The organism is Enterobacter sp. R-25 (assembly GCF_049913205.1).
In the GTDB taxonomy this organism is placed as follows: domain Bacteria; phylum Pseudomonadota; class Gammaproteobacteria; order Enterobacterales; family Enterobacteriaceae; genus Enterobacter; species Enterobacter ludwigii.
In genome coordinates this window covers 1,574,921-1,593,505 of sequence record NZ_CP183982.1, presented here as the reverse complement: position 1 = coordinate 1,593,505, position 18,585 = coordinate 1,574,921, and the positions used below count along the sequence as shown (strand labels likewise).

Sequence of the window (18,585 nt, the reverse complement as noted above, 5' to 3'; positions counted from 1 at the left end):
GGTTATCCTTGCATCTGCGGCTTGTGCGCGGTGACGTGAATATAGCGGCCAAGACTGACAAAAGGTTCCTGACGGCAATACCGCGTTTCTAATTCTGTTAAGGTGTCAAAACAGTCACGCTGTTTGTGTTTTTCACGCAGATAATCATGAAACACCCTGACGCCCGTTTTCCCGGTTATCTGCCAGCCAATCTCTTCCAGCCAGCCATACACCTGCTGTGGATCGCGCGGATAATCCGGGGAAAGCGTGCGTTTTTTCTTTTTTGGCATCCCGACCTGAACATAGTCGAAGTTACCCGCAACCATGTTGTGCATCAGGAAGCCGTTAGCATTGTAGAACATCAGTGACAGCGTACCGCCCGGGCGCAACATCGACCACAGGGTGCGTAACACGCTTTGCGGATCGGCAACCCACTCCAGCACTGCATGAAACAATATCAGATCAACCTGGGTTTCCAAATGCTGTGCGATGTCCTGAGCGGCGCATTGTATAAAATGCATGTTGTCGCTCACACCTTTCTCTTCTGCGGCACGCGTCGCACGCGCGATCATCTCAGCAGAAAGATCGCAAAGCGTTACGTGATGACCGCGCTGGGCCATTTTGATAGCCGTCTGCCCTTCACCGCCGCCAGCGTCCAGCACGCGCAACGTTTGCCCCTCAAACGAGGCCAGGATGTTGTCCAGATCCTGCCAGAGGATCGTCTGACGCAACTGCCCTTTCGTGGTGCCATAAATGTTGCGCGAAAACTTTTCCGCGATGTCATCAAAATTGCGATCCCGCATTGGGAGAGTTCCACTCGCTAACTGCAAAACCGCTATTTTGTCACACCCGCGCGGAGAATGAACCTCTCTGGTGTAATATCACGAGTAATCACCTGCTATATGGTTAAAAAAGGAACCAAAAAGGATGCTTTTTACCCTGAAGAAATACATTGGGGGGATGATGCTTCCCCTTCCACTGCTGCTTATCATCATTGCGCTGGGGCTGGCGCTGGTGTGGTTTAGTCGCTTTCAGAAAAGTGGCAAAACCCTTATTACCGTCGGCTGGCTGGTTCTGCTGTTGCTGAGTCTGCAGCCGGTCGCGGATAGCCTGTTACGTCCTGTCGAAAACAAGTACCCGACATGGCAGGGTCATCAGGAGGTGAAGTATATCGTGGTGCTGGGTGGGGGTTACACCTGGGATCCGAGCTGGGCGCCCAGTTCAAACCTGATTAACAACAGCCTGCCTCGACTGAACGAAGGCATTCGCCTGTGGCTGGCGAATCCGGGATCGAAAATGATCTTTACCGGTGCGGCGGCAAAAACAAACCCGGTCAGCACGGCCGAAGCCGGAGCCAGAGTGGCTGAATCGCTGGGTGTACCGCGTTCCGCTATCATCACGCTGGACAGCCCAAAAGACACCGAAGAAGAAGCTGCTGCCGTGAAGCAGGCGATTGGCGATGCCCCGCTCCTGCTGGTTACGTCCGCCTCGCACCTGCCGCGGGCGATGATTTTCTTCGAAAGAGTTGGCCTGCATCCCCTCCCCGCGCCGGCTAACCAGATGGCCATCGACGCGCCGCTTAACCCGTGGGAACGGGCGATCCCGTCCCCGGTGTGGCTGATGCACAGCGATCGTGTCGGTTACGAAACGCTTGGACGTCTCTGGCAATGGCTAAAAGGCGCGTCAGGCGAGCCAGGGCAGGAGTGATTTCGTGGCGAGATCGAAGTTGGCGCGATTAAAACGGCCAGTATTGACCAGTTGCGCCACTTCATCCCAGAGCAGATAGAGCCAGCGGCGCCAGAGAAACGCTTCTGCAACCGGCGCGCGCTGGAGATAATGCCAGAGTAACCCCTCTGCGGCCCCGCTGTCGCTGAGCCTGAACAACTCGTACTCGCGCGGTGCCCAGAGCATGATCCCTGGCCCTACCATTGCCAGGAGCTGGTCGCTACGAGGGTCTTTCAGCATGCTGCGCAGGGTAAAATTGCCGTGAACCAGCACGCAGTTGTCGTTAAAGCCGTCAAACAGCGCGGGCAAACACTCCCGGGTGCGGAACAAAATACGTTTGTCCTGCATGGTCAAACCGGTGTTATTAAACTGATTAAGGGTGCCCCACAACACTTCGACCCGCTGGCGGTACCACAGTGGCCACAGGTTTTCCTGGGTGCTGTCTACCGGCCCGACGAGCCCACCGCTGTCTTGTCTGTGCCAGCCCAGCAGCGCCTCGACAATCTGATCTTTCAGCTGTTCCCAGCGTTCCGGTGAACGAGCAGGCGCTTCCACAGGCACGCCACGTAACCGCTCAATCAGCAGGACATCGGGGCCGGGGTGTTCTTCATGCGTCATCACGCCATACACCGTCGGCATGCGGACGGTCCCTTGTCGCGCAAGCATCGACATTTTCCAGGCCAGCTGCCTGGCAACGCCCGGCGAGGTAAAACTTCGGGCCATCAGCGGCATTGGGTTTCCCTGGCTGTCATATAACGACCAGAGTGCGGTATCTGCTTTTTCGTTCACACACTCAACCCTGCTTAACTTCTCACCCAGCAGATGGCTCAGTTCAGCACGCAGCTGTTCCATATGAGATTACCCCCATTAAGACTACTGCTTTTATAATGAGCGCGCGGACAGAAGATGTCACCCGACAGAGATCAATTATGGAAAAGAAAGGGAAAATAACCTGGAGAGAACATCCCCCCGTAAGGAGGGATGTGGGCGCTATTAACGCAATTCGGCGCGGACGCGCTCAAGATCTTCCGGGGTGTCAACACCCGTACCTGGCACTTCCTGCGCAACGGCAACGTGGATTTTTTCCCCGTACCAGAGCACGCGGAGCTGCTCCAGCATTTCGATATGCTCCAGCGGGCTGGGTGCCCAGGTGACATAACGACGAATAAAGCCAGCGCGGTAGCCGTAGATCCCCAGATGACGCAGGAATGAATCACCAATGGTCTCTTTTGAAACCGCAAAACGATCACGATCCCAGGGAATAGTGGCGCGAGAGAAGTAGAGCGCATAGCCCTCGGCATCCATCACCACTTTCACCGCGTTCGGATTAAACGCCTCTTCAGCGTGGAGCACAGGTACCGCGAGCGTAGCCATACCGACCTGGCGCTGCGCCAGGTTTTCCGCCACCTGGCGAATAATGACCGCCGGGATCATCGGCTCGTCGCCCTGTACGTTAACGATGACAGTATCATCACTGAAACCGCATTTCTCAACCACTTCTGCCAGCCGCTCTGTGCCGGACTGGTGATCGGCGCGGGTCATGCACACTTCTCCGCCAGCCGCCTCAACCGCACGGGCAACGTCCGGATGATCGGTTGCCACGATAACGCGCTCAGCACCGGACTCACGCGCACGTTCAAGGACATGCACAATCATCGGTTTGCCGTTGATATCCACCAGCGGTTTACCCGGCAGACGGGTTGATGCATAACGCGCAGGAATAATGACAACAAAACTCATGGTTTGCTCTCTTCTGCCACCAGGGAGCGGGCTTCGTTTTCCAGCAATACCGGAATACCGTCGCGCAGCGGGAATGCCAGACTGTCCAGCTTGCAAATCAGCTCTTGTTTGTCCTGGCTGTAATAAAGTTTGCCGTTGCACACCGGGCAGGCAATAATTTCAAGTAAACGGTGATCCATAGTTCCTCCGTATGGGTAATCGCTAAAGCTTAACACATTCCTTTTTCAGGGAGTGTCTGTTTCCCAGCCACGTCGACAGGTGCTAAACAACCCGTCAGGCACCCTACCCAGCGCCACGTCGTGGCCCCCCTGCCAGCGTGCGAATTCGCTAATGGCGGAGGTTAATCCTTTTTCCAGCGCCGCTGTGGTCTTGACCCCCTCTTCAAGATAGAGCGCGATAATCTCCAGCGTGCCGGTTTTGCGGTGCATTTTAGCGTCCATTCGACCGACCAGTTGCCCTTTGTGCAGCAGAGGCAACACAAAGTAGCCGTACTGACGCTTTGGCGCGGGGGTGTAACACTCAAGCCGATAGCTGAAATTAAACAGCTGTTCGGCCCGTTTTCTGTCCCACACGACCGGATCGAAAGGCGATAACACCGCGCTGTGGGTTGCCTGAAGCTTACTGTCCAGAGCCTGGGGTAAAAGCGGGAGGAGATCCGAATGCAGCCACATGTCCCCGAGGGTTTCTACCGTGACGGGGATAACACGATGTTCACGCTGCCACATTTCCAGCAGCGGTTTCAGGGCCGGCTGGCGAAGGCGATAGTAATCCGCCAGCCACTGCGGCCGGAAAATGCCCAGACTGCGGGCGCTGTTCTCCAGCATGATGGCTTCCGCTGCCTCCTGGGTGAGTAAGTCACGCTCATCGTCCCAGTGGGGCATCACGCGGTGCGTCAGGTCATACACGCGCTGAAAATTACGCCGTTCAATCACCATGACTTTGCCGGACGTAAACAGTCCTTCAAGGTGGCGTTTGTGCGGCTTCCACTCCCACCAGCCGCTGGTCCCTTTTCTCGGATGTTCAAAATCGGCGGAACGTACAGGACCGTTTTGCTGAATATGCTCGATAAGCTGTACAATTTCAGTCGCGTGCTCCTGCATCCATTCCTGGCGGTATTTCCAGCCCATCTTTTCGGGGGCCAGCATGCGATGGCGAACCAGGGCAAAATCGCTGCGCGGCAGGAAACAGGCCTCGTGCGCCCAGTACTCCATTAAGTCCCCCTTACTGAGCGCGTCATCCAGCCACTGAGGCGGATAATTCCCCAGCCGACTAAACAGCACAAGGTAAGGGCTACGGGCCACGATATTAATGGTGTCAATTTGAAGGAGCGACATGCGCTGAACGGTAGAGAGAATATCGGCGGGCTGCGCGCGGCGGCGGGGCTTTTTGAGCAGCCCCTGTGCGGCAAGGTGCAAATGACGTGCGGCTGAAAGCGAGAGTTGCGGTAAAGACATGCGTTTTCCTGTCAGTCAAAGCGCCACCAGAACCGCGTAAGCCATTACTGCACTAACGCAATCAGTTCCTTGAGCAATTGTTCCGGTTGCTCACCGCTGAGTTCAGCGTCAACCGGCAGATACCACCAGTTATCCTTCGCAAAGGCACGGCATTTCACCGCATCTTTTTCAGTCATGATTAGCGTCTGCCCCGGAGCAGTCAGAGCCGCGACCTGATCTGGCACCAGCGCCTGATGATCGGCCAGCGGAACGCGTTTTTCAAGCCGGGCACCACACTGTTCCAGCGTCGCGAAGAAACGCGGAGGATGACCGATACCCGCCATGGCCACCAGCGCGGGTAACAACGAGACAGCACGGCGCTCTCCGGTCAACAGATTCACCGCCATTCCCGGCCTGAGATGCATAGGGATCTCACCCGGTTTGGCCTCTCCACCGTTAACAATCACCGCATCAACGGACCTGAGACGCGAAGCACGTTCGCGCATTGGTCCGGCGGGTAGCCACCAGCCGTTACCGAACCGGCGAACCCCGTCAATGACCACAATCTCTTTATCACGCGCCAGCGCGTAATGCTGCAGACCATCGTCAGTAATAATAATGTCTACCGTGTGTTCGGCAAGAAGTGCCTGAACGGCATCACTGCGTACCGGGGAAACCGCAACAGGTGCACCTGTACGCTGGTATATCAATACTGGCTCATCACCCGCTTCAGCGGTCGTAGTTTCCGCGGTCAACAACAGGGGATACTGCGCCGCTTTTCCGCCATATCCACGCGATACCACGCCTGGGCGTATACCGCGTTTTTGCAGTTGCTCCACCAGCCAGATCACCACCGGTGTTTTACCGTTGCCGCCAGCCGTCAGGTTACCCACCACGACAACCGGCACCGGCGCGCGCCATGCTTGCTTCAACCCCAGACGGTAAAGCAGACGAATGACGCCGCTCACCAGGCCATAAAGCCAGGAAAGCGGCAGAAGCAGCAGCCACAGCGGTGATTCACCGGACCAGATGCGTGCAATCATTCGCCGAATTGCATCTTATGCAGTTGGGCGTAAACGCCGCGGTGCGCCAGCAAATCAGAGTGGCTTCCGCGTTCGACAATCACGCCATCTTCAACAACAACGATTTCGTCAGCCTGCTCGATAGTCGACAGACGGTGCGCAATCACCAGCGACGTACGGTTCTTTTGCAGCTCATCCAGCGCAGACTGAATGGCACGTTCAGATTCCGTATCCAGCGCAGAGGTTGCTTCATCCAGAATCAGAATCGGGCTATCACGCAACAGCGCACGAGCAATGGCGATACGCTGGCGCTGGCCACCGGAGAGCAGTACACCGTTCTCACCGATAATGGTATCCAGACCGTTATCCATCTTGTTGATAAAGTCCATCGCATAGGCCATACGAGCGGCCTTTTCAATCTCCGCACGGCTGTACTCTTCTGTACGCGCATAGGCAATGTTATTTGCCACAGTATCGTTGAAGAGATGCACATTCTGGGAGACCAGCGCCACCTGGTTACGCAGCGACTGCAGGGTATACTCCCGCAGGTCATGGCCATCCAACAGGATTTCACCCTCGTCGATATCATAGAAACGGGTGATCAGGCTGGCGATGGTGGATTTACCTGAGCCGGAGCGGCCTACCAGCGCAACGGTTTTACCCGCGGGAATGGACAGGTTGATATTACGCAAAGCCGGCGTTTCGCGGCCAGGATAGGTGAAAGTCACATTGCGGAATTCAACATCGCCGTGGGCGCGTTCAATCTCGCGTTTACCTTCATCTTTCTCCTGTTCGGTATCCAGAATGCTGAACAGGGTCTGGCAGGCAGCCATCCCGCGCTGGAACTGAGCGTTGACGTTCGTCAGTGATTTCAGCGGACGCATCAGGGCAATCATCGATGAGAAGACCACGGTGATGGTACCCGCCGTCAGCGTCTCCATCACGCTCGGGAAGCTGGCCGCATACAGAACAAAGGCCAGCGCCAGAGAAGCGATCAGCTGGATGATAGGGTCAGAAATTGAAGAGGCCGAAACCATTTTCATCCCCTGCAGACGCATTTTGTTGCTGACTTTATCAAAGCGTTTGGTTTCGACTTCCTGCCCGCCGAAAATCAACACCTCTTTATGCCCTTTCAGCATCTGCTCAGCGCTGGTCGTAACCTGGCCCATCGTGTTCTGCATATTCTTACTGATGTTGCGAAAACGCTTTGAAACGACGCGAATAGCAATAGAGACAACCGGTGCCAGCACGATAAGGATCAGTGACAGCTGCCAGCTGTAATAGAACATCATGATGAACAGACCGATAATCGATGCACCTTCACGCACCACGGTAATCAGCGCGTTGGACGACGATGATGCTACCTGCTCGGAGTCGTAGGTAATACGTGACAGCAAGGTACCGGTAGACTGCTTATCAAAGAACGCTACTGGCATGCCCATCATGTGGCCAAACAGCCGACGGCGCATGGTCATAACGACTTTCCCGGAAACCCAGGAGATACAGTAGCTCGAAATGTAGCTGGTGATACCGCGTAAGATCATCAGTCCAATAACCACCAGTGGCATCCATATCAGCACTGAGCGATCTGTTTTACCAAAACCGTCATCCAGTAACGGTTTGAGAAGCGATAACATAAACGTATCGCTGGCTGCGTTGAGGACTAACGCTACACCCGCCACGATCAAGCCTGCTTTAAAAGGTGCAATCATCGGCCAGAGTCGGCGGAAGGTTTGCCACGTGGAGAGATCTTTGTCGTTATGCATTCAAAAAACCAGCATCTGTTGAAATAGCCGCATATTCTACCCGTTATCTCCGGGCGCGCCAAACCACTGATGATACCAACGCGGTAAATATTCATCACGTACGCGCTGTATTTGCCATCGATGTTGCGAGAATGTCACCGATATTTGTCCAGAATGGGGGGTATCGTGCCAGATATAGCCTTCTTTTCGATAACGTCTGATAACTTTTGCCGACGGAAAATGCCATGCGTTATAGCGGGCCGCAGAATCGAGCGCGATCCTCCCATCCACCCGCTGCACCAGTGGCAATGATGAAGACGTATTGCTGCCATGATGGGGTACCTGTATTACAGTGGACGTCAGATGACGCCAGTAATGGCTAAGCATAGTCTGTTCCGCTTGCGCTTCAATATCCCCCGTAAGCAACGCACTCTGCTCACCATCGTCGATTTTTACCACGCAGGAGCGATTGTTCCCCCTTTCGGAATAGCCCTCAGGTGGCCAGTGGACGGTGAAGGTTAACCCCTCCCACATCCATCTCTGCCCGCGAAAACAAGGCCGATGTTCCGCCCGGCCTAACGGGCTTCTTATCCATAACGTGGGCCATGTTTTTTGCAGCGTCGCCAGGCCGCCCGCATGGTCGAGATGCTCATGACTGAGGATGACGCCTTCTGGTTGCAAATGGTGCCAGCGTAGCCACGGAATGATTAACTGCCGGGCGCTATCACCACCCGGCCAGGCGAGCCCGGTATCATAAAGAAGGGCTTTACCATGGCGTTCAATGACCATTGCCAGCCCCTGCCCCACATCCAGCATATGCAGTGTCCAGCCCTCACTCCTCACCGTTCGCCAAAGCGGAAATGCCAGTAAGATACTCCCTGCCAGACAAACTGCAGGAACGGATTTCCAGGCATGAAAGCGCCAGCCGATAATGGCAAGCCAGGGCAATAACGTCAGGTATTGCCATCGTTCATCTACATTCTGCCAGCCATCCGGCAGGCGCATCAGCATCCAGAACAACCCCCCCAGGGATTTATCGGCTGCAAACCAGAGGGCACTTTCCAGCGCCGTCAGCGGCAACAGATGAAGCAACATTCCGGCCAGGATCAGCGGTACGCAGACAAAAGTGACCAGGGGGACGGCAAAGAGATTAGCCACCAGGGAAGAGAGGCTAAACCCATGAAAAATCAGCACCTGTAATGGCATGAGCAGAAGCAACATGCCGGTTTGCAGATAAAGAAGATTCACCAGAGGCTGTAACCAGCGAACCCGGTGCCCGCGAGGAAGAGGCAGCCACTGAAACCAGAAAATCAGCGCGGCGACGGCAAAAGCTGAAAGGGCCAGACTTTGAGAAAGCACGGCTAAGGGATCGCTTATCAGGATTGCCGCGATACAGCAACACCACACCTGCCAGGGAGACCACTGACGGGCGCCAATGCGCAATGCCGCCAGCACGGCAAGTGCGATAACCGTTCGCAATGCGGGCGGTTGCAGCCCGGTAAGCCAGGCGTAGAAAGCGGCAAAGAACAACCCGGCCAGGAGAGGAATCTGCCAGTGGATCCAGTGGCCCGGCATCAAGAACTGAAGCCCACGCGCAAGTAACCAGACGATGGATGCGGCCAGCGCAATATGCAGACCCGAAATTGCCATCAGGTGCAACGTGCCGGTGTCGCGCATCAGATCTTTAATTTCCCGGGGCACCTCCAGACGTTCTCCCATCCCCAGCCCAAGCATAACCGCGCCCCAGTGAAAAGCAGAAAGTCGCTGTTGCAGTGAGATCAGGTACTGAGCACGCAAGCTGCAGTTTTCATCGACGATTTTCGCCTGCGTGAAACGTCCGCTGAGCGTCTGGTGTCGGGCAAAGGCGCTTCGCTGGGGATCATATCCCCCGTCGTTTAGCTCGCCATGCACAGGCCGGAGCCTGAGCGTCATGGCCCAGCGCTGACCGGCACACACCTTTTGCGGCAGGTAATTGCCATACAGCGTCACGCCCGTGGATGCCCACCAGCGTTGACCATCGACACGCAGAATGTTGCCCTGATGCATTGTTGCACCATCGGTGGCCGTGATTTCTATCTCTGCCTGCACTGCTCCCGTCGTTAAATGTTGCATCGGCCAGACGCTTTCCTGCGCAGCAAGAAGACCCCAGACACAAAATAACACCATGATCCCCATATACTTCAGGACGTTGTGTCGCTTGGCGGCCAGCGCTATCCCACCGGCTATCATTACCCACACGGTATGACGTTCAGGCAGGACGGGTAACCAGAGTAATGGCATGATCGCCAGAATGGCGCAAAGACTTATCGCGGGAATGCCCATTACTACCTCCCTGTTTGAGGGTGACAGTATGGAAGCAGGCAGGGTGAGTCGTCAGCCAGAAGAAACGCGGTTTACAGCGGGCGCTGAAACATTTTTATCCGTTTGCAGAAAACAAAAGGAAAATTGCGCGGCATCTTCAGAATAAAACGACAGGCACAAAAAAAGCACCCGCAGGTGCTTTCTTTCGAACCCAGTTTAGCGCTGATGGCTAAACTCAGTTGCCGTAAATGTTGGCGCGATCGCGCAGTTCTTTACCCGGCTTAAAGTGTGGAACGTACTTACCTTCCAGTTCGACTTTATCGCCAGTTTTCGGGTTACGCCCGGTACGTGGAGCACGATAGTGCAGAGAAAAACTACCGAAACCGCGGATTTCAATGCGCTCGCCCTGGGCAAGAGTGGAGGCCATATGCTCCAGCATCTCTTTTACGGCATCCTCCACTGCTTTCGCAGGGATATGCGGTTGCTGACTGGCAAGTCTTTCAATCAATTCTGACTTGGTCATGATTCCTCCGGTTCCTTTCAAACCAATTAGCTGAACAGCTCATTAAACAAGGGCGGCCGTAGCCGCCCTTTGTTATTGATTACAGGACGAATCCTCTAATCTGTCAAGTTTGCTCCTCATCCTTCTCGCTGTAAATGCGTTACAGCTCAAAATGATGCGGACAACTTGATATTACTCGCCTTTAGCTGCTTTGAAAGCTTCAGCCATTGCGTTGTTAGAGAAGTTTGCATCTTCCTGTTTGTTAACAGTGGCGATTGCATCTTTCTCATCAGCTTCGTCTTTAGCACGAACAGACAGGCTGATTGCACGGTTCTTACGGTCAACACCGGTGAACTTAGCTTCAACGTCGTCACCAACGTTCAGAACCAGAGTGGCATCTTCAACGCGGTCACGTGAAGCTTCAGAAGCGCGCAGGTAACCTTCAACGCCGTCAGCCAGTTCTACGGTTGCGCCTTTAGCGTCAACTGCAGTGACTTTACCGTTTACGATTGCGCCTTTCTTGTTCAGTGCAACCCAGTTGTTGAACGGATCTTCTGCGAGCTGTTTAACGCCCAGGGAGATACGTTCACGCTCTGCGTCAACCTGCAGAACAACTGCAGCGATTTCGTCGCCTTTTTTGTATTCACGCACTGCTTCTTCGCCTGCAACGTTCCAGGAGATGTCAGACAGGTGAACCAGGCCATCGATGCCGCCGTCCAGGCCGATGAAGATACCGAAGTCAGTGATAGACTTGATTTTACCTTCAACACGGTCACCCTTGTTGTGGGTTTCCGCGAACTGCTGCCATGGGTTGTTTTTGCACTGTTTCAGGCCCAGGGAGATACGACGACGTTCTTCGTCGATATCCAGAACCATAACTTCCACTACATCACCAACGTTAACAACTTTGGATGGGTGGATGTTTTTGTTGGTCCAGTCCATTTCGGAAACGTGCACCAGGCCTTCAACGCCTTCTTCGATTTCAACGAAGCAGCCGTAGTCAGTCAGGTTGGTAACGCGACCAGTCAGTTTAGTACCTTCTGGGTAACGCTTAGCGATAGCTACCCATGGATCTTCGCCCAGCTGTTTCAGGCCGAGGGATACACGAGTACGCTCGCGGTCGAACTTCAGCACTTTAACAGTGATTTCGTCGCCCACGTTCACGATTTCGCTTGGGTGCTTAACGCGTTTCCACGCCATGTCGGTGATGTGCAGCAGGCCATCAACGCCGCCCAGGTCAACGAATGCGCCGTAGTCAGTGAGGTTCTTAACGATACCTTTGACTTCCATGCCTTCCTGCAGGTTTTCCAGCAGCTGATCGCGTTCTGCGCTGTTTTCGGATTCGATAACGGCACGACGGGATACAACAACGTTGTTACGCTTCTGGTCCAGCTTGATTACTTTGAACTCAAGCTCTTTGCCTTCGAGGTGCAGGGTGTCACGGACTGGACGAACGTCTACCAGAGAACCTGGCAGGAACGCACGAATACCATTCAGCTCAACAGTGAAGCCACCTTTAACTTTGCCGTTGATAACACCGACCACAGTTTCAGCTTCTTCGTAAGCTTTTTCCAGCGTGATCCAAGCTTCGTGACGTTTAGCTTTTTCACGGGAAAGCAGGGTTTCGCCGAAGCCGTCTTCTACTGCATCCAGAGCAACGTCAACTTCGTCACCAACCTGGATTTCCAGCTCGCCCTGGGCGTTTTTGAACTGCTCTGCCGGAATGGCGGACTCAGATTTCAGACCGGCGTCAACCAGTACTACGTCTTTGTCGATAGCAACAACAACACCACGAACGATGGAACCCGGACGGGTTTCGATTGTTTTTAAGGATTCTTCAAATAGTTGAGCAAAAGATTCAGTCATGTTTAATCTTCAGGTTAATATAACGTCCACCTGGCTCCGTGCCGGATGGGGTTGTTTCACATACCCGCCGTCAATCCATTGCAGCGGGGGTACTGCTAAATCGGTCGCAATTACGCGAGTGCCAGTTTTTGGCGCGCATATTGTAGCGCTTTTTCAATCACTTGCTCAATAGTTAAACTGGTTGAATCCAGAACTAATGCATCTTCTGCAGGAACAAGTGGGGCGACGGCGCGGTTACGATCGCGGTCATCGCGCTCTTTTATCTCGGACAAAAGGCGATCAAAGTTAACACTAAACCCCTTTTCCTGCAACTGAAGCATGCGGCGTTGAGCCCGTTCTTCCGAGGAGGCGTCGAGGAAAATTTTCACTGGCGCATCAGGGAAGACAACGGTTCCCATGTCACGCCCGTCAGCGATCAGGCCAGGCAGTTCACGGAAGGCGCGTTGACGGCGCAGCAGTGCTTCACGCACGCGCGGGAAAGCGGCAACCTGTGACGCGGCATTCGCCACGTCCTGAGTACGAATTTCACCGCTGACATCTTCACCTTCGAGAATCACTTCCAGATTTCCGTTGGTTGAGATAAAGCGAACATCAAGATGGGTAGCCAGCGGAACCAGCGCGTCTTCGGAGGCCACATCAACATGGTGATGCAGCGCCGCAAGCGCTAACACGCGATAAATAGCACCAGAGTCCAGCAGATGCCATTGCAATGCTTCCGCCATTGCCTTGCACAAGGTGCCCTTTCCTGCACCGCTTGGGCCATCAATGGTTATGACCGGGGCAATTGCCGTCATCTTTATCTCCTTAAACAGGCATACCGTTAACGTAAACGCCGCGCATTATACGCGCCAATGCCCACAATCGTTAACGTTGTGTGCAAAAACGCGAATTACAGGTATTTAGATGAAGAATTATTGCGCAATGATACTTCTACATCGTTCGCGTTGCTTGCAGGCGGCAGGCGCACATCTTCAGAAGTGTAGATCATCACGTCAATGAGTGGGAACGGTGTAAGCGCGCCAGCACAGAGGCTGGCGCGAAGGCAAATCAGGCAGGGGTACTGATACGCGCCAATTGCTCGAAGTAGTCCGGGAAGGTTTTCGCCGTACATTTCGGGTCGAGAATGGTCACCGGCGTATCGGAGAGCGCCACCAGCGAGAAGCACATTGCCATGCGGTGATCGTTATAGGTGCCGATTTCCGCAAACTGCAGTTTTGCCGGAGGCGTGACGCGGATGTAGTCTTCGCCCTCCTCCACTTCGGCGCCCACTTTACGCAGTTCGGTCGCCATCGCGAACAGACGGTCAGTCTCTTTTACGCGCCAGTTGTAAATGTTCCGCAGCGTCGTGGTGCCCTTTGCGAAGAGCGCCGCCGTGGCAATGGTCATCGCCGCATCCGGAATATGGTTCATGTCCATATCGATAGCGTTCAGCTCGCCATGGGTACAGGAGATGAAATCATCGCCCCAGGTAATCGTGGCGCCCATTTTTTCCAGCACGTCAGCAAAACGGATATCGCCCTGAACGCTGTTACGGCCAATGCCGGTCACTTTCACCGTACCGCCCTTAATCGCCCCTGCCGCCAGGAAATAGGAGGCGGAGGAAGCATCACCTTCCACAAGGTAATGACCCGGAGACTGGTACTGCTGCGCACCGCGAACCACGAATTGCTGATAAGCGCGGTTTTCCACCTCAACCCCGAAGGTTTTCATCAGGTGCAGCGTAATATCAATGTACGGTTTAGAGACCAGGTCGCCTTTAATGGTGATGACCGTATCCTGTGGTGCCAGCGGCGCAGTCATCAGCAGAGCCGTCAGGAACTGGCTGGAGACGCTGCCATCCACCTCGACGTTACCGCCATTGAAACCACCGCGCAGACGCAGAGGCGGGTAATTTTCCTGCTCCAGATACTCAATCTGCGCGCCGCCCTGGCGAAGGGCATCCACCAGATGGCCAATGGGACGCTCTTTCATGCGTGGCTCACCGGTCAGCACAATATTGTTGCTGCCCAGGCACAGGGCCGCCGCCAGCGGGCGCATCGCCGTCCCCGCATTACCCAGAAACAGTTCACGCTCTTCAGCCGAGCGTAACGCGCCGCCGTTGCCGGTCACTTCACAGCGGGTGCGGTCGTCAGACAGCGTGTAATGAACTCCCAACGCTTTCAGCGCATTGAGCATATGGCGCACGTCATCGCTGTCCAGCAGGTTTGTGAGGACGGTGGTGCCGTTTGCCAGAGCTGCCAGCAGCAGAGCGCGGTTCGAGACACTTTTTGAACCAGGCAGATTAATGGTGCCATCTACCCGCGCGATAGGTTGTAACGTCAGGGATTCCATGAAACTTAACTCTCAACTCAACATAATAAAAACCCCGCAGCAGAGCTACGGGGGTGAAAACAGCGTAATTAACCGTGGCGACGTTCGAAGTCGATCATGAAATCGGTCAGGGTTTTAACCCCTTCCAGCGGCATCGCGTTATAGATAGAGGCACGCATACCGCCTACAACACGGTGGCCTTTCAGCGCATGCAGGCCTGCAGCGAAGGACTCTTCAAGGAAGACTTTATCCAGGTTGCTGTCCGCCAGCTGGAACGGCACATTCATACGAGAACGGTTAGCTTTCGCGACATCGTTACGGTAGAAATCGCTCTTATCGATCACGCTATACAGCAGGTCGGCTTTCTGCTGATTGATTTTGTCCATCTGCGCCACGCCGCCGTTTTGCTTGAGCCATTTAAAGACCAGTCCAGAGAGGTACCAGGCAAACGTAGGGGGAGTGTTGAACATGGAGTCGTTATCGTTGAGGACCGTATAATCCAGAATAGACGGGCAAGACTGATGGGCTTTACCCAGCAAATCTTCGCGCACGATGACGATCGTCAAACCCGCCGGGCCGATATTTTTCTGCGCACCCGCATAGATAACACCGTAGCGGCTGACGTCAATTGGCGCGGACAAAATGGTAGAGGAGAAATCGGCTGCAACCACCACGTCTTTACCGAAGTTCGGGGTCTCGTCGATGGCAATCCCGTCGATGGTTTCATTTGGGCAATAGTGCAGATACGCAGCGTTATCAGAGAGCTGCCACTCGCTCATCGGCTTCACGGCACGCAGGCCATCAACGGTAATTTTGGCGTCGATAACATTTGGCGAGCAGTACTTTTTGGCTTCTTTAACCGCACTTGCCGCCCAGTAACCCGCATCAACGTAGTCTGCCGTGGTTTTGTCGCCGAGGATATTCAGCGGGACGCCAGCAAACTGACCGCGGCCACCGCCGTGGCAGAACAAAACTTTGTAGTTTGAGGGAATGTTCAGCAGATCGCGAAAATCCTTTTCTGCCTCTTCCGCCACCTGAATAAACTCTTTACCACGGTGGCTGATTTCCATCACCGACGTACCCAGACCGTTCCAGTCACAAAGTTCCTGTTGAGCCTGTTTAAGCACGTCTGCCGGCAACATCGCCGGACCTGAACTGAAATTAAAGACTTGAGCCATTTCCCCTCACCACGCTAAAAGCAATAAGTTATAACTGTGGATATCGGTTTTATCATTCAGTGACACGCGCCGCAATGTCTAAAACTTATGACCGGTGAAATGTGTCCCGCGTCACACAATACAATCTGCCACCTCTCTGCGGCAAAACCGACAATATGGCTGTCAGGTAAGGCGTTTGGCCCGGCTAACCTTCGTCCATTCCGGATTTGTACAGCGGGGACATAATTGATGATCGCCCGGCTGCATCGCCACAACATGGCTACATCTTATACAGGCATATTCGCCTGACTCAGGCACGGTCGTGAAACGCTCAATAAGCATATCCGGCAGAATACAGAGCCCCGGCTTCACCTCGTCGTCAGCATAGTAATAGACGCTGATTTGTCCGTTCGTTTCCATGATTGCCAGCCGCACCTGCCCGAGTTGTTCAACGCTATTCAGACGCAGTTCCATAAAAAACTCGAACTCGGTCATGTTGGCACTCTGTACATTTTCCCATGCCAGCCGCCCGTTCTCGACAATAACCACCGGCTTCCCTTCGAGAAGATCTTCCAGCTTTTCACTTTTCGACATCAGCCACATGACAAGCCGGTAAAGTAGCGCCAGTGAGACAAAAACGATAAAAACCGGCACCATCGGCACATCGTCGTAAAAGGCGACATCCCCCGCCGCTGAACCCAGCGTCAGAATAATCAGCACCTCAAAGAGGGACATCTGCCGGACGCCACGCCGCCCGGTGATTTTGAGAAACAGGAAGACCAATACAAAGGTATACAGGCTGCGCAGGGCCACTTCGCCCAAAAATTCGGGAGGAACTTTATCAAACGCCATCCGCTGGAGATCAAATGCTTTCATTTTTCTATGCCTTAACAGTAAGTTACTGTCTGTAAGCATAGTCGAGTCTTTTATTTTCGCCGAAGATAGCACCTGTCACGCAAAACCCGTATCATTGCGCGCTTTACGTACGATAAAAGTGAACGCCATGACTCAAACGTTTATCCCCGGCAAAGACGCCGCTCTGGAAGATTCCATCGCTCGCTTCCAGCAGAAACTGACCGACCTGGGCTTTAATATCGAAGAAGCCTCCTGGCTCAACCCGGTGCCTCATGTCTGGTCCGTGCATATTCGCGATAAAGAGTGTGCCCTGTGCTTTACCAATGGTAAAGGCGCGACAAAAAAAGCGGCACTGGCCTCTGCGCTGGGTGAGTATTTTGAACGTCTGTCGACCAACTATTTCTTCGCCGATTTCTGGCTGGGTGAAACCATCGCCAACGGCCCGTTCGTGCACTATCCGAACGAAAAATGGTTCCCGCTGCCTGAAGACGACGCGCTGCCGGAAGGCATTCTCGACGCGCGTCTGCGTGCGTTCTACGATCCGGAAAACGAACTGACCGCCAGCATGCTGATCGATCTGCAGTCCGGCAATGAGGATCGTGGTATCTGCGCCCTGCCGTTCACGCGTCAGTCTGATGAGCAGACCGTCTATATCCCGATGAACATCGTTGGCAACCTGTACGTGTCCAACGGTATGTCTGCCGGTAATACCCGTAATGAAGCGCGCGTACAGGGGCTGTCTGAAGTCTTCGAACGCCACATTAAAAACCGCATCATTGCCGAATCCATCAGCCTGCCTGAAATTCCGGCTGACGTGCTGGCGCGCTACCCGGGCGTGGTGGAATCCATCGCCAGGCTGGAAGCGGAAGGTTTCCCAATCTTTGCCTATGACGGCTCACTGGGCGGTAAATACCCGGTTATCTGTGTGGTGCTGTTTAACCCTGAAAACGGAACCTGCTTCGCCTCTTTCGGCGCGCACCCTGACTTTGGCGTGGCGCTGGAGCGTACCGTCACCGAATTACTGCAGGGCCGTGGCCTGAAAGATCTGGACGTGTTTACGCCACCGACCTTTGACGATGAAGAAGTGGCCGAGCATACCAACCTTGAAACCCACTTCATCGACTCCAGCGGTTTGATCTCCTGGGATCTGTTTAAGCAGGACGCGGACTATCCGTTCGTCGACTGGAGCTTTGCAGGTACCACCGAAGAAGAGTTCGCCACGCTGATGGCTATCTTTAAGGCGGAAGATAAAGAAGTCTACATCGCTGACTACGAACACCTTGGCGTGTACGCCTGCCGCATTCTGGTGCCGGGCATGTCCGACATCTATCCGGCAGAAGATCTGTGGCTGGCGAACAACAGCATGGGCGCGCACCTGCGTGAAACCCTGCTGGCGTTGCCGGGCAGCGAATGGGAAAAAGAAGATTACCTGAACCTGATCGCGCAACTGGACGAAGAAGGCCATGATGACTTCACCCGCGTACGCGAGCTGCTGGGTCTGGCGACCGGTAAAGATAACGGCTGGTATACCCTGCGTATTGGTGAGCTGAAAGCAATGCTGGCACTGGCTGGTGGCGATCTGGATCAGGCTCTGGCCTGGACCGAGTGGACTATGGAGTTTAACCAGTCTGTCTTCTCTGCCGAGCGCACTAACTACTATCGCTGCCTGCAAACCCTGCTGCTTCTCGCGCAGGAAGAAGATCGTCAGCCGCTGCAATACCTGAATGCGTTTGTTCGCATGTACGGTGCTGACGCCGTTGAAGCCGCCAGCGCAGCACTGAGCGGTGAAGCGCCGTTCTACGGTCTTCAGGCTGTGGATAGCGACCTGAAAGCCTTCCCGGCACATCAGTCTCTGCTGAAAGCGTATGAAAAATTGCAGAAGGCGAAATCCGCTTACTGGTCAAAATAAGCGCATATAACATTATCAGCTGTAGGCGTATTCAATCGTCT

Annotated in this window: 16 protein-coding genes; 2 read left to right on the top strand and 14 right to left on the bottom strand. The window is 54.3% G+C overall.

Features of this window, described 5'->3' with window-relative positions:
- Positions 1-2 precede the first annotated feature (2 nt).
- Positions 3-782, bottom strand: coding sequence for a tRNA uridine 5-oxyacetic acid(34) methyltransferase CmoM (cmoM, locus tag ACN9MQ_RS07510; protein ID WP_032677804.1), 780 nt, complete (start codon positions 780-782; stop codon positions 3-5).
- A 124-nt stretch (positions 783-906) separates the two neighbouring features.
- On the opposite strand from cmoM, the gene elyC reads away from it, so the two are divergent.
- Positions 907-1,686 (top strand): envelope biogenesis factor ElyC, encoded by a 780-nt coding sequence (elyC, locus tag ACN9MQ_RS07505; RefSeq protein WP_121340036.1) that lies wholly within the window; start codon positions 907-909, stop codon positions 1,684-1,686.
- On the opposite strand, the gene ACN9MQ_RS07500 is transcribed toward elyC, so the two are convergent.
- The 13 genes from ACN9MQ_RS07500 to ACN9MQ_RS07440 all read right to left on the bottom strand — a co-directional run bounded on the left by ACN9MQ_RS07500 (position 1,663) and on the right by ACN9MQ_RS07440 (position 16,656).
- Positions 1,663-2,556 carry a YcbJ family phosphotransferase gene (locus ACN9MQ_RS07500; RefSeq protein WP_014169395.1) on the bottom strand — a complete coding sequence of 298 codons (894 nt, stop codon included), beginning with the start codon at positions 2,554-2,556 and terminating at the stop codon, positions 1,663-1,665. The two genes, elyC and ACN9MQ_RS07500, sit on opposite strands and share 24 nt — an antisense overlap.
- Positions 2,557-2,697: 141 nt before the next feature.
- The gene (gene kdsB, locus ACN9MQ_RS07495; RefSeq protein WP_014169394.1) at positions 2,698-3,444 is read right to left on the bottom strand and encodes a 3-deoxy-manno-octulosonate cytidylyltransferase; all 747 of its coding nucleotides are present in this window, start codon (positions 3,442-3,444) and stop codon (positions 2,698-2,700) included.
- Positions 3,441-3,623: a protein YcaR gene (gene ycaR, locus ACN9MQ_RS07490; protein ID WP_006174474.1), complete on the bottom strand. Its 183-nt coding sequence runs from the start codon at positions 3,621-3,623 to the stop codon at positions 3,441-3,443. Before ycaR ends, kdsB begins: the two co-directional genes overlap by 4 nt.
- 45 nt (positions 3,624-3,668) lie before the next feature.
- Positions 3,669-4,898 carry a winged helix-turn-helix domain-containing protein gene (locus ACN9MQ_RS07485; protein WP_426021273.1) on the bottom strand — a complete coding sequence of 410 codons (1,230 nt, stop codon included), beginning with the start codon at positions 4,896-4,898 and terminating at the stop codon, positions 3,669-3,671.
- A gap of 44 nt (positions 4,899-4,942) precedes the next feature.
- The gene (lpxK, locus tag ACN9MQ_RS07480) at positions 4,943-5,920 is read right to left on the bottom strand and encodes a tetraacyldisaccharide 4'-kinase (protein WP_182268402.1); all 978 of its coding nucleotides are present in this window, start codon (positions 5,918-5,920) and stop codon (positions 4,943-4,945) included.
- The gene (gene msbA / locus ACN9MQ_RS07475; RefSeq protein WP_020884816.1) at positions 5,917-7,665 is read right to left on the bottom strand and encodes a lipid A ABC transporter ATP-binding protein/permease MsbA; all 1,749 of its coding nucleotides are present in this window, start codon (positions 7,663-7,665) and stop codon (positions 5,917-5,919) included. Before msbA ends, lpxK begins: the two co-directional genes overlap by 4 nt.
- Positions 7,666-7,701: 36 nt before the next feature.
- The gene (locus tag ACN9MQ_RS07470; protein ID WP_426021275.1) at positions 7,702-9,966 is read right to left on the bottom strand and encodes a ComEC family protein; all 2,265 of its coding nucleotides are present in this window, start codon (positions 9,964-9,966) and stop codon (positions 7,702-7,704) included.
- A gap of 214 nt (positions 9,967-10,180) precedes the next feature.
- Complete coding sequence (gene ihfB, locus ACN9MQ_RS07465; protein ID WP_008499965.1) at positions 10,181-10,468, bottom strand: integration host factor subunit beta; 288 nt, start codon at positions 10,466-10,468, stop codon at positions 10,181-10,183.
- Between the two features lie 171 nt (positions 10,469-10,639).
- Complete coding sequence (gene rpsA / locus ACN9MQ_RS07460; RefSeq protein ID WP_014169387.1) at positions 10,640-12,313, bottom strand: 30S ribosomal protein S1; 1,674 nt, start codon at positions 12,311-12,313, stop codon at positions 10,640-10,642.
- Positions 12,314-12,423: 110 nt separating this feature from the next.
- Positions 12,424-13,107 (bottom strand): (d)CMP kinase, encoded by a 684-nt coding sequence (gene cmk, locus ACN9MQ_RS07455; protein WP_014169386.1) that lies wholly within the window; start codon positions 13,105-13,107, stop codon positions 12,424-12,426.
- 253 nt (positions 13,108-13,360) lie between these two features.
- Positions 13,361-14,644 (bottom strand): 3-phosphoshikimate 1-carboxyvinyltransferase, encoded by a 1,284-nt coding sequence (gene aroA / locus ACN9MQ_RS07450; RefSeq protein ID WP_025204553.1) that lies wholly within the window; start codon positions 14,642-14,644, stop codon positions 13,361-13,363.
- A gap of 68 nt (positions 14,645-14,712) precedes the next feature.
- Complete coding sequence (serC, locus tag ACN9MQ_RS07445; protein ID WP_426021276.1) at positions 14,713-15,801, bottom strand: 3-phosphoserine/phosphohydroxythreonine transaminase; 1,089 nt, start codon at positions 15,799-15,801, stop codon at positions 14,713-14,715.
- Positions 15,802-15,963: 162 nt separating this feature from the next.
- Positions 15,964-16,656, bottom strand: a complete 693-nt coding sequence (locus ACN9MQ_RS07440) for a DUF421 domain-containing protein (protein WP_020884820.1) — start codon at positions 16,654-16,656, stop codon at positions 15,964-15,966.
- 127 nt (positions 16,657-16,783) lie between these two features.
- On the opposite strand from ACN9MQ_RS07440, the gene ycaO reads away from it, so the two are divergent.
- Positions 16,784-18,544 (top strand): 30S ribosomal protein S12 methylthiotransferase accessory factor YcaO, encoded by a 1,761-nt coding sequence (ycaO, locus tag ACN9MQ_RS07435; RefSeq protein WP_032677795.1) that lies wholly within the window; start codon positions 16,784-16,786, stop codon positions 18,542-18,544.
- Positions 18,545-18,585: the final 41 nt, after the last annotated feature.

Bases quoted from the DNA above. Each gene is read 5' to 3' on its own strand.
- rpsA (WP_014169387.1), bottom strand. From the start codon at position 12,313: ATGACTGAATCTTTTGCTCAACTATTTGAAGAATCCTTAAAAACAATC.
- lpxK (WP_182268402.1), bottom strand. From the start codon at position 5,920: ATGATTGCACGCATCTGGTCCGGTGAATCACCGCTGTGGCTGCTGCTT.
- ihfB (WP_008499965.1), bottom strand. From the start codon at position 10,468: ATGACCAAGTCAGAATTGATTGAAAGACTTGCCAGTCAGCAACCGCAT.
- elyC (WP_121340036.1), top strand. From the start codon at position 907: ATGCTTTTTACCCTGAAGAAATACATTGGGGGGATGATGCTTCCCCTT.
- kdsB (WP_014169394.1), bottom strand. From the start codon at position 3,444: ATGAGTTTTGTTGTCATTATTCCTGCGCGTTATGCATCAACCCGTCTG.
- cmoM (WP_032677804.1), bottom strand. From the start codon at position 782: ATGCGGGATCGCAATTTTGATGACATCGCGGAAAAGTTTTCGCGCAAC.
- ycaR (WP_006174474.1), bottom strand. From the start codon at position 3,623: ATGGATCACCGTTTACTTGAAATTATTGCCTGCCCGGTGTGCAACGGC.
- ycaO (WP_032677795.1), top strand. From the start codon at position 16,784: ATGACTCAAACGTTTATCCCCGGCAAAGACGCCGCTCTGGAAGATTCC.
- ACN9MQ_RS07485 (WP_426021273.1), bottom strand. From the start codon at position 4,898: ATGTCTTTACCGCAACTCTCGCTTTCAGCCGCACGTCATTTGCACCTT.
- cmk (WP_014169386.1), bottom strand. From the start codon at position 13,107: ATGACGGCAATTGCCCCGGTCATAACCATTGATGGCCCAAGCGGTGCA.
- serC (WP_426021276.1), bottom strand. From the start codon at position 15,801: ATGGCTCAAGTCTTTAATTTCAGTTCAGGTCCGGCGATGTTGCCGGCA.
- ACN9MQ_RS07440 (WP_020884820.1), bottom strand. From the start codon at position 16,656: ATGAAAGCATTTGATCTCCAGCGGATGGCGTTTGATAAAGTTCCTCCC.
- aroA (WP_025204553.1), bottom strand. From the start codon at position 14,644: ATGGAATCCCTGACGTTACAACCTATCGCGCGGGTAGATGGCACCATT.
- ACN9MQ_RS07470 (WP_426021275.1), bottom strand. From the start codon at position 9,966: ATGGGCATTCCCGCGATAAGTCTTTGCGCCATTCTGGCGATCATGCCA.
- ACN9MQ_RS07500 (WP_014169395.1), bottom strand. From the start codon at position 2,556: ATGGAACAGCTGCGTGCTGAACTGAGCCATCTGCTGGGTGAGAAGTTA.
- msbA (WP_020884816.1), bottom strand. From the start codon at position 7,665: ATGCATAACGACAAAGATCTCTCCACGTGGCAAACCTTCCGCCGACTC.